Annotated in this window: 13 protein-coding genes and 1 pseudogene; 3 read left to right on the top strand and 11 right to left on the bottom strand. The window is 70.2% G+C overall.

The genetic code is table 11. The features are described from left to right. Nucleotides 1–187 precede the first annotated feature (187 nt). Nucleotides 188–2,695, top strand: a complete 2,508-nt coding sequence (locus AB0K28_RS42525; protein ID WP_364381754.1) for an ATP-dependent Clp protease ATP-binding subunit — start codon at nucleotides 188–190, stop codon at nucleotides 2,693–2,695. 69 nt (nucleotides 2,696–2,764) lie between these two features. On the opposite strand, the gene AB0K28_RS42520 is transcribed toward AB0K28_RS42525, so the two are convergent. The 5 genes from AB0K28_RS42520 to AB0K28_RS42500 form a co-directional block, all read right to left on the bottom strand. Further along, the gene (locus AB0K28_RS42520) at nucleotides 2,765–3,355 is read right to left on the bottom strand and encodes a hypothetical protein (RefSeq protein ID WP_364381751.1); all 591 of its coding nucleotides are present in this window, start codon (nucleotides 3,353–3,355) and stop codon (nucleotides 2,765–2,767) included. Nucleotides 3,356–3,424: 69 nt separating this feature from the next. Beyond that, on the bottom strand, nucleotides 3,425–4,651 hold the full coding sequence (locus AB0K28_RS42515; protein WP_364381748.1) for a hypothetical protein: 1,227 nt from the start codon (nucleotides 4,649–4,651) through the stop codon (nucleotides 3,425–3,427). 297 nt (nucleotides 4,652–4,948) lie between these two features. Beyond that, nucleotides 4,949–5,515 (bottom strand): dihydrofolate reductase family protein, encoded by a 567-nt coding sequence (locus AB0K28_RS42510; protein WP_345404885.1) that lies wholly within the window; start codon nucleotides 5,513–5,515, stop codon nucleotides 4,949–4,951. Nucleotides 5,516–5,584: 69 nt separating this feature from the next. Further along, nucleotides 5,585–6,376, bottom strand: coding sequence for a hypothetical protein (locus AB0K28_RS42505; protein ID WP_364381744.1), 792 nt, complete (start codon nucleotides 6,374–6,376; stop codon nucleotides 5,585–5,587). Between the two features lie 202 nt (nucleotides 6,377–6,578). Further along, nucleotides 6,579–8,042, bottom strand: coding sequence for a sialidase family protein (locus tag AB0K28_RS42500; protein WP_364381741.1), 1,464 nt, complete (start codon nucleotides 8,040–8,042; stop codon nucleotides 6,579–6,581). A gap of 217 nt (nucleotides 8,043–8,259) precedes the next feature. Here AB0K28_RS42500 and AB0K28_RS42495 point away from each other — a divergent pair, with 217 nt between their 5' ends. Then, the gene (locus AB0K28_RS42495; protein ID WP_345404876.1) at nucleotides 8,260–8,847 is read left to right on the top strand and encodes a TetR/AcrR family transcriptional regulator; all 588 of its coding nucleotides are present in this window, start codon (nucleotides 8,260–8,262) and stop codon (nucleotides 8,845–8,847) included. Further along, on the top strand, nucleotides 8,837–9,520 hold the full coding sequence (locus tag AB0K28_RS42490; RefSeq protein WP_364381738.1) for a nitroreductase: 684 nt from the start codon (nucleotides 8,837–8,839) through the stop codon (nucleotides 9,518–9,520). The genes AB0K28_RS42495 and AB0K28_RS42490 overlap by 11 nt, the downstream gene beginning before the upstream one ends. Before the next feature lie 22 nt (nucleotides 9,521–9,542). Here AB0K28_RS42490 and AB0K28_RS42485 read toward each other — a convergent pair whose 3' ends face one another. The 6 genes and pseudogenes from AB0K28_RS42485 to AB0K28_RS42460 form a co-directional block, all read right to left on the bottom strand. Further along, the gene (locus tag AB0K28_RS42485; RefSeq protein WP_364381735.1) at nucleotides 9,543–10,745 is read right to left on the bottom strand and encodes a low temperature requirement protein A; all 1,203 of its coding nucleotides are present in this window, start codon (nucleotides 10,743–10,745) and stop codon (nucleotides 9,543–9,545) included. A gap of 407 nt (nucleotides 10,746–11,152) precedes the next feature. Further along, nucleotides 11,153–11,554 carry an NUDIX domain-containing protein gene (locus AB0K28_RS42480; RefSeq protein ID WP_345404864.1) on the bottom strand — a complete coding sequence of 134 codons (402 nt, stop codon included), beginning with the start codon at nucleotides 11,552–11,554 and terminating at the stop codon, nucleotides 11,153–11,155. Nucleotides 11,555–11,616: 62 nt separating this feature from the next. Continuing rightward, nucleotides 11,617–11,769, bottom strand: coding sequence for a hypothetical protein (locus AB0K28_RS42475; protein ID WP_364381732.1), 153 nt, complete (start codon nucleotides 11,767–11,769; stop codon nucleotides 11,617–11,619). A gap of 15 nt (nucleotides 11,770–11,784) precedes the next feature. After that, nucleotides 11,785–13,083 (bottom strand): MFS transporter, encoded by a 1,299-nt coding sequence (locus AB0K28_RS42470; protein ID WP_364381974.1) that lies wholly within the window; start codon nucleotides 13,081–13,083, stop codon nucleotides 11,785–11,787. Nucleotides 13,084–13,225: 142 nt separating this feature from the next. Then, on the bottom strand, nucleotides 13,226–13,726 hold the full coding sequence (locus AB0K28_RS42465; protein WP_364381729.1) for a hypothetical protein: 501 nt from the start codon (nucleotides 13,724–13,726) through the stop codon (nucleotides 13,226–13,228). 43 nt (nucleotides 13,727–13,769) lie between these two features. After that, a pseudogene (locus tag AB0K28_RS42460) lies at nucleotides 13,770–13,997 on the bottom strand (LuxR C-terminal-related transcriptional regulator); the annotation flags it as partial. Nucleotides 13,998–14,107 lie beyond the last annotated feature (110 nt).

The following is a 14,107-nucleotide window of genomic DNA, read 5'->3' as shown; positions in this document are numbered from 1 at the left end:
AAGATTGTTTTCAAGTGCGGTATCTATGGATGTCTGCCACGGGATGCCCGCATACCGGACGCACGTTGAGCGACGAGTCGATCTTGGGTACGGTGCTCGCGACGGCTGCTCGAGGCTTTGCCGACCACTGGCAATGCTTGCGGCCCTGCTGGCTAGGTGTCCCCTCGGAGCGTGAGAGGGGACATCCATGTCGGACATACCGTTCAGGTCATTTTTCGGAGAAGACCCGTTCAGAGGGTTCGAGGAACTCACGGGGCGGGTGTTCGGCGCCATGGAGGGCTGGCCGCCGTCCCGGCCGGGCGTCCAGCGCGTGGACGTCGGCCGGCTGCTCAGCGCCTCGGCCAGGGAGGCGCTGCGATCGGCCGTCGAGCGGGCCGGGCAGCGGGGCGCGCCCGACCTCGACGTCCTCGACCTCCTCGGCGCCCTGATCGACACCGACGCGACCCGCTCGCTGCTGACCACCGCGGGAGTGGACGTCGAACGGCTGCGCGACCGGATCGGCGACCTCGCGACACCGGGCGAGGCCACCGAGCCGCCCACCACGCTCTCGCCGGCCGCCAAACGCGCCATCCTGGACGCGCAGCGCGTCTCGCGCGCGCTCGGCTCCTCCTACATCGGGCCGGAGCACCTGCTGCTCGCGCTGGCCGCCAACCCCGACTCCACGGCCGCGCGCGTCCTGAGCGAGCAGGGCGTCTCGGCCAACGAACTGCAGCAGGCCGTGCTGGCCGGCGCGGTGTCCCGTCCCGCCGACGAACCCCGCCACGGCAACGGCGGCACGCCCTCGCTCGACGAGTACGGCCGCGACCTCACCGAGGAGGCCCGCCAGGGCCGCGTGGACCCGGTCGTGGGCCGCGAGGACGAGATCGAGCAGTCCATCGAGGTGCTCTCGCGCCGCACCAAGAACAATCCGTGCCTGATCGGCGAGCCCGGCGTGGGCAAGACCGCGATCGTCGAGGGCATCGCTCAGCGCATCGTGAACGGCAGCGTCCCCGGCCCGCTGAAGGACCGGCGGGTCATCGCGCTCGACCTGACCGGCCTGGTCGCCGGGTCGAAGTACCGGGGCGAGTTCGAGGAGCGCATCAAGAAGGTCATCGACGAGGTGCGCGCGCACGCCGACGAGGTCATCGTGTTCATCGACGAGGTGCACACGCTCGTCGGAGCCGGCTCGGCCGAGGGCGGCATGGACGCCGCCAACATACTCAAGCCCGCCCTGGCGCGCGGCGAGCTGCACGTCATCGCCGCCACCACGATCGACGAGTACCGCAAGAACATCGAGAAGGACGCCGCGCTCGAGCGCCGTTTCCAGCCGATCCTGGTCGCCGAGCCGACCGTGGAGCAGACGGTCGAGATCCTCGCCGGGCTGCGCGACACGTACGAGGCCCACCACCAGGTCCGCATCACCGACGACGCCCTCGACGCCGCCGCCACCCTCTCGGCCCGCTACATCACCGACCGCTTCCTGCCCGACAAGGCCATCGACCTGATGGACCAGGCCGCCGCCCGCGTCCGGCTGCGCGCGAGCACGCCCGGCAGCGACGTGCGCGAGCTGGAGGAACGCCTGGAGTCGATGCGCCGCGACAAGGACCAGGCGGTCTCCGCCGACGACTTCGACCGGGCCAAGGAGGTGACCGCCCAGATCGCCAAGCTCCGCCCCGAGCTGGAGCGGGCCCGCCGGCACCGCGACAGCGCGCCGCAGGTCATGGTGGAGGACATCGCCGAGGTCGTCTCGCGCCGTACCGGCATCCCCGTCACCCAGCTCACCGAGCAGGAGCGCGACCGGCTCATGCGGCTGGAGGAGCACCTGCACGAGCGGGTCATCGGCCAGGACGAGGCCGTCACCGCCATCGCCGAGGCCGTACGCAGGGCGCGCGCGGGCCTGTCGGACCCGAACCGCCCCATCGGCAGCTTCCTGTTCCTCGGCCCGACGGGCGTCGGCAAGACCGAGCTGGCAAGGACCCTGGCCGCCGCGCTGTTCGGCGGCGAGGACCACATGGTCCGCATCGACATGAGCGAGTTCCAGGAGCGGCACACGGTCTCCCGGCTCATCGGCGCGCCGCCCGGCTACGTCGGCTACGAGGAGGCGGGGCAGCTCACCGAGGCCGTACGCCGCCGCCCGCACTGCGTGATCCTGCTCGACGAGATCGAGAAGGCCCACCCCGACGTGATGAACATCCTGCTGCAGATGCTCGACGACGGCCGCCTCACCGACGGCCAGGGCCGCACCGTCGACTTCACCAACGCCATCGTCATCATGACCAGCAACATCGGCGCCGAGCTCATCCTGGAGGCCACCGGGGACGTCTCCGAGCTGGAGGACCGGCTCATGGACCTGCTGCGCCGCACGATCCGTCCCGAGCTGCTGAACCGCATCGACGAGACGATCATCTTCAAGCGGCTCGAACGCGAGCAGCTCCGCCAGATCATCGACCTGCTGCTGGAGCGCACCCGCGGCCGGCTGCGCGCCCAGGACATCTCGCTGGAAGTGAGCGACGCCGCGAAGGACTGGCTCGCCCAGCGCGGGCACCAGCCGGAGTTCGGCGCCCGCCCGCTGCGCCGCGCCGTCCACCGCGAGCTGGACAACCGGCTGTCGGCCATGCTGCTGACCGGCGAGGTCGCCGAGGGCGGGAAGGTCACGGTGGACGTCGAGGGCGACACGCTCCGGCTCAGGGCCGCCAACCCCGAGCCGGCCGCCTGACCGCCACGCCTCAGCTCTGGTCGTGGGCGAGGGGTGAGGGGTCCCAGGCTTCTCGCCGGCAGCGGTGTCTCACTCCTTGAGCGGCCGGCCGGTGGCCCGGCGGATCGCCTCGTCCAGCCGGTCCCCGGTCCGCCGCCCGCTCTCCTGCCCGCTCTTCTGCCGGGGCGGGCGCCGGGCCGGGGTGGCGCGCAGGGCGGCGCCGCAGCGGTCGGTGGTGCGGATGAGGCTGGCCGGCGCCGGTGGGGCCGGCCACACCCACAGGTGGTACGCCTCGCCGGGGTCGTCGTGCACGGCGTCGAAGTGGCGGTCCCGGCCGCGTACGCAGGCTCGGACCCGGTACCAGCCGGGGCCCGCCGCGCTGAGCAGGGGGACGGCGGGCACGGGGCCGTGATCCGGGGAGTCGAGGCGGAGCCGGCCGCGTGGCGCGTGCACGCTCGCCTCGACCACGTCCTCCCAGGAGGCGTCGACGTCGCCGGACGGCTCGGTGAGCGTGAGGGCGACGTGGACGGTGCCGGTGTCGATGCCGGTGTAGAGGAGCGCGCCGGCCGACATCACGATGATCAGCCCGTTGGAGTGGTCGGCCGTCCCGATCGGCAGGTCGCCGTCGTCCAGCAGCCCGAAGGCGTGGTCGCTCACGCGCACCTCGGCTGACGCGTCCATCTCGCCTCCTTCGCGAGCGGGCCCTGCCGCGCCGGGCACGGCAGGGCCCCGTCAGGCTTCAGCAGGATGTCACGTGCCCACGGTGACCCGGAAGGGATCGCCGTCCAGGACGCGCTCGCGGCGGAAGAACTGGGTGTTCAGGCCGCCCTGCGCGTTGTTCTCGGTGGCGGTGATCATGCACACGGACACGCCCGTCGGGCCGGTCTGGCCGGGCAGGCTGAAGTTGCAGCCGTCGAACGTCCGCCGCGTGCCGCCGGAGCTCAGCCCTTCGTACGAGCGGGCGATCGGGTACTCGTCGCAGCTCAGCCCGCTGATCGAGGGGGCGTCGCCGCAGGCGAGGCTGCGGTTGGTGTTGATGATCGTCTCGTTGGTGGTACGCGTCAGCGGCGCGTCGAAGGTCGCCCCGGGGAGCCCGGACGCCTGGGCGCGCGAGACGTGCGAGGCCAGTGACGGGTAGAGGCTCTGGCTGTAGACCAGCTCGGAGGCGTACCACGGCACGACGCAGCCGATGGCCGCCCGGCCCGCCGTGGCGTTGTCGCAGCGGATCTCGCTCATGTCGAAGCCGATGCCGGCCGGGGTGTAGGTGCCGTTGGTGAACGTGAGCGACCAGGTGGTGGTGCAGGTGCCGATCGCGCCGGGGGCGGTGGCGGTGGTGCTGAAGTACGACTCGCCCTGGATCCAGGTGCCCAGCGGGGAGATCGGGCGGGACGGGAAGGTGGCGCCGGCGGTGGCGCAGGAGCCGCTCGCGGTGGTCGTGCCCGACAGGCTGGCGGCCAGGGCGTCACCCCAGCCCTGGTAGGCCGACAGCTCGATCTGGTGCGCCCAGTCGGGCAGGTCAGTGGAGCTGTAGCTGTAATTGATGACGTTGAACGACGCCTCGCCGGTCACCGTGCGCACGCCGTTGACGACGCGGTACGTGGTGTAGAGCAGCCCGGTGATCTCGCACGCCGAGGTGCGCAGAGCCCACACGCCGGTGAAGGCGTTCTCGATGCACCAGTCCGGAATCGGCAGGATGTCCTGCACCTGCGCGCGGGGGCGCTGCTGGGTGAAGGGGGTCTTCGGGGTGACGACCTGGAGGCAGGCGGCCGTTTCGCCTTCCTTGGGCGTCGGGCAGGCCGGTGTCTTGTGCTGGACGGCCTTCGTGCCCTTCTTGCGGGCGGGCTGGTCGGAGCCCTCAGTGGGCTCGGATAAGGCGAGTTGCGGGGACGGGGGCGCGGCGGCCGAGGCCGGGGTGGTGACGATGCTCAGCAGGGCGGCTGCGCAGGATAAGACGGCCAGGATGGATCGTGCGCGCATCTGGGTACACACTCCCTGTTTGCGGTAAGTGGCCCACGGGCGGGCGTACTTGGGCGAGTCCCCCGCCCGTGGCTGCTTCGGCGCCCACGATTATGTGTTCGACTTCTGCCGCAAACAACCCCTTGACCGACATGCGCACTGGAAGTAGAGGAAAATCGTAATTTCCCGATATACGGGGTATTTCAGCAGGTCAGGCTATTGGCTGGGGAGCCGATAGGAGGGTTGCCGCCTGCCCGTAAATAGGGCGTACGAGGAGGTGGGCCGACCTTCCCTCGGACGGCCGGCCGGCCGCGTCGCTCACGCGCGCCGCACGCGGTAGCGGTAGGCGACCGCCTTCGAGGGGAAGGTGCGGGTTTCGAGGAGGTCGAGCTCCACCTGCCGCTTGCCCTGCGGGAAGTACGGGATGCCGCCGCCCACCAGCACCGGGTAGACCACGGCCCGGTATTCGTCGATCAGGTCCGCGGCGGCGGCCTCGGCGGCGAGGGTGGCGCCGCCGATCGCGATCTCCCCCTCCCCCGGCTCGGCGCGCAGCCGCTCGATCTCCTCGGCGAGACTGCCGGAGGCCAGGCGGGCGTTGCCCCGCACCTCCGGCAGCGTGGTGGAGAAGACGACCTTGGGGAGCGGGTTCCAGAGCCCGATCCATTCGCGGGTGTCGTCGTCGATGGACGGCTCCTGGTCGGCGGTCTCCCAGAAGAGCATGGTCTCGTACAGCCGCCGGCCCATCAGGTGGACGCCGACCTGCCGGATCTCGTCGATGTGGTGGCGGAAGATCTCCTGATCGGGCTCGGCCCAGTCGAAGCCGCCGTCGGGCCCGACGATGTAGCCGTCGAGCGAGACGCCCATCGAGTACGTGACGTTGCGCATCCTAGAGTTCCTCCTCGGCTCCGTTGTTCCCGGAGTATGACTCCCTGGAGCCGGGGAACTCATCGCGCCTCAGCGCACGGATCTCGTGCGGACGCCGTTGAACTCGAAGTCGTAGACCGTGTGGTTGACCTGGAGGCCGTCCACGGCGCCGACGAACGCGTTGTCCCTGCCCTTGGAGATGCCGAGGCTGAGGCTGATCACCGCCTGGGGCAGCTTCTCCTTGAGCTGGCGGAACGAGCACGGTGACGCCTGGGTGCAGGTGATGGTTCCGCCTGTGCTGCCGGTGGCCCACCACTTGCCGTTGTCGGCGGAGGCGTCGTACTGCTGCCAGACGTTGGGGCGGGGCTCCGACGGCGCGGACGGGCTGGTCGAGGCGTTCGGCAGGTAGACGAGGCTCGTGTACTCGGCGGAGCCGACGTTGGGGTCGGCCTCGATGGTGATGTTCGGCAGGCTGACGCCGGTGAGGCTGTCCATGCCGGCGAACACCCAGTACTTGAGCTTCTTGATGGACGACAGCGGCTTGTCCGCGTAGAGCGTCTCGTTGCCCCAGGCGATCTTCTCGGTGCCGCTGCCGACGATGATGCCGAGGCTGCCGCGTCCGTACGGCGGGGGCTGGGTGGCCGCGAACGCCGTGGCCTCGGTGCGTCCGTAGGGGCCTTCGCGCAGGACGGCGCTCGGCGAGCCCAGGGTGTTGCGGCCGATCACGCCCCACCGGCTGGCGGGGATGATGCCGGGAAGCGCCGCTTCACCCGCCGCGCTCCTTTGCGATGGCGTGTCGGCGTACGTGACCAAGGGCGTGGCCAGCGCCAGAGCCGCCGCTGAGATGATCAGGCCGAAACGCCGGCCGCGAAATGTACCCATGAATCCCCCAGAAAACGAAATTGCCTCGAATTCTCGCGCATATCGGACATGCGGTTGTGCGGGTCCGATGCTGAGCGCGGAACCTGTCATTTCCTGGGGAAACGTGGATCAATCACGGCGGCCGGCGAATTGGCGAGGAGCTTAATCGGGTACGCGACGGCGTGGCCCCGGCCATTCACCGGGAACCACGCCTTCGGGCGTTTTATCGGGAGAAGGTGGCGCTGTGCAGGTCCACCGGGTTGGCGGCGTCGCCGGTCGTCACGCCGTACACGGCGGCGAAGGAGGAGCCGGTCGCGACCAGGCCGGTGTAGTCGCCGAGCAGGCGTCCGACGCTGGTCGACGGAAAGGCTCGGGTGTCGAACGGGCCCTCGATGTGCTGCTCGCGCCACGCGCCGGGCTGCGTGCAGCCGCTCGCGCAGGTCACGGCCCACAGGTCGGTGGGCAGGTCGGGGCCGGAGGTGTTGTTGCGGAAGTCGTAGTACGTGACCGCCACCGTGCCGGTCCGCGACACCGCCACCGCGGGAACCGCGGCCGAACCCGTGGGCGTCCTGTCGATGCGCACCGGCTTCGACCACGTACGCCCGCCGTCGGCCGAGCGCGCGTAGGCCACGTGGAAGGCGCCGTCGGCGTCCTGGCTCGGCCAGGTCGCGTGCACGACCTGGGTGCCCGGCTGGGCGGCGAGCAGCGGGAGGGCGGCGTTCCTGATGGGGTCGCCCGAGTCGTCGGGGTCGGGGATGCGGGGGCCGACGGCCATGGGGGCGGGCACGTCCAAGGTCTTGGCCCAGGTCCTGCCGCCGTCGGTGGAGCGGATGACCTGGGTGAAGCCCTCGTCGATGGTCTCGTGGTGCATGCCGATCAGCAGTGTGCCGTCGGGGAGGACGACGAGCTGGGTGCCGATGACGCCGCTGTTCCTCGGCACGTCGAACACCTTGCTGGTCGTCCACGTACGCCCGTCGTCGGTGGATCTGGCCAGGTAGACGGGCTGGATCCAGTTCGGCTCGGCCTCGGTGGACTGGTCGTCGATGCGGTCCCACACGGCGTAGACCACGCCCGGCCGGTAGGGGTCGGCGGTCACCGAGGGCCGGTCGTTGAAGAAGCGCACGGTGTCGTCGCGCTGCAGCGTCACCGGCGGGCCCCAGGTCCTTCCACCGTCGCCGGACCTGGAGACCAGGATCGCGGTCACGTCACCGGCGCGGGACATCGACAGCGACGCGGCGATCGCGGCGCCTGACGGGGTGACGGTGACCCAGTGGTCGGTGGTGACGTCGTAGTCGCCGCCGTTGGCCGCCGTGCCGCCGTTGCAGCGGGAGAAGGCGGGCAGGTTCCTGGAGGTCGTCCAGGTCCGGCCGGCGTCGTCGGAGACGGCGGCGAGGGCGCCGTTGCTGCCGTACCGGTTCCAGCGGTCCTGCTGGAACACCGTGACCAGGCGCTGGGGCCGCCTCGGGTCCGCGGCGAGCGCCGGGAGGACCTCGGTGTTCGGGTTCAGGACGTAGCCGTCCGCCGGGGGGCCGCCGCAGTCGGCGGGCAGCGGGCTGACGCCCGAGACCGGCCGCACGACGGCCGGCTTGGCGCCCGCGTCGTCGGCCGCGGCCGGCTGGGCGAGCGGGGTGGCAGTGGCGAGGAGGACGGCAGTTGCGCTTAACAGTGCCCTGGGGCGTCGGATCACGAGCTGGTTCCTCATTCTCGTTGCGGTTTCCGGCAGGAACCTTACAACGGAAAGATCAACTTTGTGGAGGAATGATCATAATGGCCGCTGACCTGGGCATCAGCGAAATCCATCTCTTGACTGCCCCTCCACGGACCAGTCGGCCCCACCGCGCTTGACGCCGGGAGTACCGATCGGTACGGTGCTCAGTACCGATCGGTACGCATGGAGGAGCACGATGGGGCTGACACCAGCGGGAGAGCGCGTCTGGGACGCCGCCCGCGAGATCTTCTACCAGGAGGGCGTCCGGAGCACCGGCGTCGCCGAGATCGCCGAGCGGTCCGGCGTGGGCAAGCCGAGCATCTACCGGGCCTTCGGCTCGAAGGACGAGCTGGCCGTGGCGTACCTGCGGGAGAAGGGCATCTCGCCGCAGGAGATCATCGAGACGGTCCGCGCGGCCTGCCCCGGCGATCCGCGCGCGCAGCTGCGGCGTGTGGTCGCGGAGATCGCCGAGGCCATCGCCGCACCCGGGCATCGCGGGTGCCCGCTGGCGAACACCGTGGTGGAGTTCCCCGACCGGGCCCATCCGGTGCGCGTGGCCGCCCAGGAGCAGAAGCAGCGCTACCTCGAGCTCTTCACCGAACTCGTCGAGCCGCTGCCCCTGGCCGATCCCGGGCAGGTCGCCTACCTCATCCAGATGCTGGTGGACGGCGCCCACATCACCAGCCAGGTCTTCGACCCCGGCCGCTCGGCCGCCGGCCTGGTGACCGCCGTCGACCGGCTCCTCGACGCCTTTCTCGACCAGGAGGAGAGCGATGTCCACTGACGTTCTGCCGCCCGAGTACGCCGAGCGGTTGATCCGCGATCGGCGTGCGGTGCGCGCGTTCCGTTCCGATCCCGTGCCCGACGACGTGATGCGGGCCGTGTTCTCGCTGGCCGGCGCGGCGCCCTCGAACAGCAACACCCAGCCGTGGAGCGTCGAGGTCGTCAGCGGGGCCGCCCGCGACGCGCTCAGCAAGGCGCTGCTGGCGGCCCACGCCCGTGGCGCGCCGTCCACCGACTTCCCCTACAGCGCCGGCCTCTACACCAGCGTGCACGCGGCCCGCCGCCAGGCGTTCGGCACGACGCTGTACGGCGCCCTCGGCATCGCCAGGGACGACCACGCGGCGCGTGACGCGTACCAGCTCGACAGCCTCCGCTTCTACGGCGCCCCGCACGTCGCGCTGCTCTTCCTCCCGTCGAACGGCGAGGCTCGGATGGCCGCCGACCTGGGCATGTACGGCCAGACTCTGCTGCTCGCCCTTTCTGCGTACGGGATCGCGAGCTGTCCCCAGGGGCTGCTGAGCTTCTACGCCGACACCGTGCGGGAGCAGCTCGGGGTGCGTGATCGCAAGCTGCTGTTCGGGGTCTCCTTCGGGTATCAGGATCCCGACGTGCCGGGCAGCGCCGTCCTGATCGGCCGGGCTCCCCTTGAGGAGACCACCCGCTTCTGGACGTGATCGTCGGGCTCGCCGGCGGCGGCTACGCCAGTGCCCTATCTGCTCTGTCACCGTGAGCCCTCGCGGCGGCAGAGCCCGTCATGACGATCGTGGCAGTGACCAGGAGCACGCAGCTCGCCGCGATCGCCGCGACCACCCCGTGCACGCCGATCCAGGGTGAGGCCGCCGGCAGCGCCGCGACCACGGCGGCGAAGGCCCACAACACCAGGGGAGGCACCACAGGCCGCGCCGCGATCAGTCTGTACACCGCCCCGAGCAGCAGCAGGAACACCCCCACCGGAATCGCCACGGCGTACCCCAAAGTCAGCGGCCCGGCGACACCATGCCCGCCCTCCTCGGTCGCCGCCTCCAGCCCGGCGCCCAGCGCGGCCAGCGCCGCGAAGATGCCGTAATGCCCGTACCCCCACAGATAGGACCGGTCGCGCCGCCCGCTGAGCCCTTCGCCGGCCTCCACCAGGAAGTACAGCCACCACAACGCGAACAGCACCACGAGCCCCGACACCGCGACCACCACGAACCGGCCGCCGACCTCGCCCGCCTCCATCGCCGCCGCCACCCCTCGGGACACCGCGAGCACGCTCTCACCGAGCAGGATGATCGTGAACAGCCCGTACCGTTCGGCGATGTGATGCGGGTGCCAGGTCGTGGGCCGCTCGCGCTCCGCCCACAGAGGCACCGCCAGCTCCAGCAGCGCCAGGACGACGAAGAGCGGCAGCTCGGCGCTCACCGGCGCGAGCACGGAATGGTAGAGCCAGCCCACCGTGACGACGGAGATGCCGGCGGCGTATCGCAGCGCGGTGCGGCGCCGCGCCGGGTCCCCCGAGGCGGCCCGCAACCACAGCAGGACCAGCCCGATCCGCATGATGACGTAGCCGAGGGTGACGAAGCCGTAGTCGGCGTGCTCGGCCGCGACCGGCACCCCGGCGGCCAGCACCAGCACGCCGGCCATCTGCACCATGGTCAGCACCCGGTAGCCGACGTCGTCGGTGTCGTAGGACGAGGCGAACCAGGTGAAGTTCATCCACGCCCACCAGATGGCGAAGAACACCTGCAGGAACGGCGCGATCCCGCCGGCCGCGTGCCCCTCCACGATCGCGTGCGCGAACTGGGCGGTGACGGCCGCGACCGCCACCACGAAGGTGAGGTCGAACAGCAGCTCCAGCGGGCTGGCCACGCGGTGCGGCTCGTCGATGGGCCGCGCCCGCATCCGAACCCTGATCCTCATGCCGTCTCCTGTCACTTCCGGTACGTCTGTTCTGCCTCTTGAGACAGGACGGCGCCCCGGGTTGTGACAGTGTCGGTGATCGGCGACCGGCCGCGACGTTTCGGCCAAGCCCGCCGCCAGTGGCAATGGATCTGGTTCTCTCCGGGGATGCGCAGGACATAGCCCCAGAAACATGAGCTGCGCGCGGAACGGACCTGGCGGTGGACCAGCGAAACGGTCGCGTGGCTGCCCTGAGCCCTGAACACCACCGACCCCGCCGAGGTGTGGTTCTGATGTTCGCCAGGACGTTGCCCGTCGCCACGGCATTCGCCCGGCCGCCGCTGACCACGTCATTGGCACGGCCGCTGCTCACGGTCTCCTTCCATGACGTCCACCGGTTGCAGTAGAGCACCATGGCTGATGCCGCGTCAGAGCAGCCGTCCGTTCCTGTGCAGGTGATCGAAGACCAGGTGATCGACCGGGGACACGCGGTCGCGGTCGGCGTAGGCCAGCCAGACGACCTCTTCGATCTCGCTGCTGGCCGTCGGGATCCCGTGGTGGCCGGCGGTGTAGCAGATCATCCGTACGGCGACGCCGTCGGCGTGGTCGTGGGCCTGGGCCTGGAAGGTCCCCAGGTGGGTGGCGGTGGTGGGGTCGATGGTGACGGCGAGCTCCTCGTCGATCTCGCGTACGAGGGTGTCCATGTCGGTTTCGCCCGGTTCGCGTTTGCCGCCGGGGAGGTAGTAGACGTTCTTGCCTCGTGATCGCGTGCTGAGGATCTTGCCGTCTTCCAGGTGGATCCAAGCGACCTTGTCGAAGGTCCCGCTCATGGTGCGCTCCTCTCAGGGCCGGTCGCCTGCGTGCCGGCGACCGGGTTTCAGAAAGTCGGAGGTCAGACGCCGGCTGTCAGGGTGACGCCGGTGCCGACGGAACGTTGAGTGGTCACGTCGGTGACGAGGATGCCCGAGGAGGCGACCGTGAACTGGTTGCTGCCCCGCTGGTACGCAAGGCCGATCCGAGCCCCGGCCGCGGCGCCGAAGATCACAATATGATCACCGCGTCAGGAGATCGGCTCCCGGCTGACGCCCAGGTCGGTGCCCTTCGGCTCCTTGACGGCGGTGACCGCGGCCAGGGAGACGACGCAGAGCACCATGATGTACGCGCCCACGGACAGCGCCGACCCCGTGCCCTGCACCAGCGCCTGCGCGATCGTGGGCGCGAAGGCGCCGCCGAGGATGGCGCCGAGGGCGTACCCGATCGCCGCTCCCGAATAGCGCACCGAGGCGGGGAACATCTCGGCGTACATCGCCGACATCGGGCCAAAAGACAGGCCCAGGCCGACGGTCAGGACGATGATCGCCGCGGCGAACAGCCAGATGTCGCGGGTCTCCATCAGCAGGAACAGCGGCAGCATCCAGACGAACACCAGCGCGTACCCGATCTGGAACGTCCTGACGCGGCCGATGCGGTCGGACAGCGCGCCGCCGTACAGGGTGAAGATCAACCACGTGGCCGAGCCGGCGACGGTGGCGAGCAGGACGGACGGGCGGGACAGGCCGAGCGCGGTGGTGCCGTAGCTGATGAAGTAGGCGATGAGCAGGTAGCCCGCGGCGTTGTTGGCGACGAAGATCAGGGCGGTGAGCAGGACGTTCTTGCTGTGGCCGCGGAACAGGTCGCGCAGCGGCGCGGAGGACGTCTTGGTGCGCTGCTGCAGCTCCTTGAAGACGGGGCTCTCCTCGACGGCTCGGCGCACGAGGTAGCCGATGACGATCAGGGTCAGGGAGAGCAGGAACGGCACCCGCCAGCCCCACGCCTGGAACTGCTCGGGGGTGGTGACCGTACTCATGATCCACAGGACGCCGGTCGCCAGGATGAGGCCGATCGGCACGCCGATCTGCGGGAACGTGCCCCACCAGCCGCGGCGCTCGCGCGGCGCGTGCTCCACCGCCAGCAGCGCCGCGCCGCCCCACTCGCCGCCCGCGGAGAAGCCCTGCACGATGCGCAGGAGGATGAGCGCGATCGGCGCCGCGACCCCGATCGACTCGTACGTCGGCAGCAGGCCGATCAGCGTGGTGGCCCCGCCCATGAGCAGGAGGGTCATGACGAGCATGCGCTTGCGTCCGAGCCGGTCACCGTAGCGGCCCGCGACGATCGCGCCGAGCGGGCGGAACAGGAAGCTGATGCCGATCGTGGCCAGCGAGATGAGGGTGGCCAGGCCGGGTGCCTGCTCGTTGACCGGGGCCAGGAAGAGCGGCCCGAAGACCAGGCCGGCGGCTTGGGCGTAGATGAAGAAGTCGTACCACTCGATGGTGGTGCCGGCCAGGGTGCTGGCGAGGACCTTGCGGTCGTCGCGGGTCATGGAGCGCGGTTGGCTCGTCACGTCGACTCCGTTCGTGCTCGTGGGGGGCTGGTGGGGATGTCATCGGCCACGGTGGTTCACCCCGCCGCGATGGCCGGCGCCCAGCCACGATCACCATTCAAACCCGCGCGTGGTGATTGGTCTAACCGGGGAAGGTCAGTCGTTGCTTCATGTTCCGCACGTCGCAGGTCCGATGGTCGTACGTGCCGTACATCTGCGCGTACTGGGCGGCGATACGGTCGCACTCTCGTACGGCGCCGGCTATGTCCCCGCTGGCGGCGATCAGGCGTACCCGGTGCAGCCGAGCCTCCAGGGTCGCCGGTGCCGTCTCGCCGAATTCGGCGGTCAGCTTCCGCACCTTCTCGTCGCTGGACTGAATGGCGTCGGTGTCGTCCGCATTGATGATGGCGGCGAGTTGCGCGGCGACGTCTCCGGCGCTGTCCGGCCGATGGCCGGGGGTTTTGGCGAGAAGCTGCATGGTGAGCCCTTCAAGGGCGGGGGATATCCCGTAGACCCGCCTGCTGGGCGGCGTCGGAGGCTTGCGTAAATGCGGCTCTCTGAGCGCGGAAGGGTTCAAGCGACCGAACGGCGGCTCTCCGGTGAGCATCTCGTAGAGGACGCAGCCGAAGGAGTACAGGTCCATACGGAAGTCGCCCGGCTCGTTGCGCGATGAGTTGCCGGTTCGTTCAGGGGTGGGGACCGGCGGAGGGGCGGATGAGGCCGGTTTCGTAGGCGAGGATCACTGCGTGGACGCGGTCGCGGAGCAGAAGCTTGCTCAGGACGTTGCTGACGTGGGTTTTGACCGTTTGCTCGCCGATCGTGAGGTCGGTTGCGATTTCGGCGTTCGAGCGGCCGCGGGCGATCAGTTCCAGGACTTCGCGTTCTCTGGCGGTGAGCGGGTTCAGTTCGGGGGGTGTGGGGTGGGAGGTCCTAGGGCGCGTTTCAGAAGTGGTGGGCTCATAGCCAGGTGTCGATCACGGCGATGTGGACGGTCGCTTCGTAGCGCACGGCCAGCTTGTCGAAC

This window comes from Nonomuraea sp. NPDC049504 (genome assembly GCF_040676845.1).
GTDB classification, from domain to species: Bacteria; Actinomycetota; Actinomycetes; order Streptosporangiales; family Streptosporangiaceae; genus Nonomuraea; species Nonomuraea salmonea.
Note: the sequence above shows the minus strand (reverse complement) of the source record. Positions and strands in the feature narration are given on the sequence as shown.

Coding starts and splice junctions, on each gene's coding strand:
- AB0K28_RS42525 (WP_364381754.1), top strand. CDS start 188: ATGTCGGACATACCGTTCAGGTCATTTTTCGGAGAAGACCCGTTCAGA.
- AB0K28_RS42520 (WP_364381751.1), bottom strand. CDS start 3,355: ATGGACGCGTCAGCCGAGGTGCGCGTGAGCGACCACGCCTTCGGGCTG.
- AB0K28_RS42515 (WP_364381748.1), bottom strand. CDS start 4,651: ATGCGCGCACGATCCATCCTGGCCGTCTTATCCTGCGCAGCCGCCCTG.
- AB0K28_RS42510 (WP_345404885.1), bottom strand. CDS start 5,515: ATGCGCAACGTCACGTACTCGATGGGCGTCTCGCTCGACGGCTACATC.
- AB0K28_RS42505 (WP_364381744.1), bottom strand. CDS start 6,376: ATGGGTACATTTCGCGGCCGGCGTTTCGGCCTGATCATCTCAGCGGCG.
- AB0K28_RS42495 (WP_345404876.1), top strand. CDS start 8,260: ATGGGGCTGACACCAGCGGGAGAGCGCGTCTGGGACGCCGCCCGCGAG.
- AB0K28_RS42490 (WP_364381738.1), top strand. CDS start 8,837: ATGTCCACTGACGTTCTGCCGCCCGAGTACGCCGAGCGGTTGATCCGC.
- AB0K28_RS42485 (WP_364381735.1), bottom strand. CDS start 10,745: ATGAGGATCAGGGTTCGGATGCGGGCGCGGCCCATCGACGAGCCGCAC.
- AB0K28_RS42480 (WP_345404864.1), bottom strand. CDS start 11,554: ATGAGCGGGACCTTCGACAAGGTCGCTTGGATCCACCTGGAAGACGGC.
- AB0K28_RS42470 (WP_364381974.1), bottom strand. CDS start 13,083: ATGACCCGCGACGACCGCAAGGTCCTCGCCAGCACCCTGGCCGGCACC.
- AB0K28_RS42465 (WP_364381729.1), bottom strand. CDS start 13,726: ATGGACCTGTACTCCTTCGGCTGCGTCCTCTACGAGATGCTCACCGGA.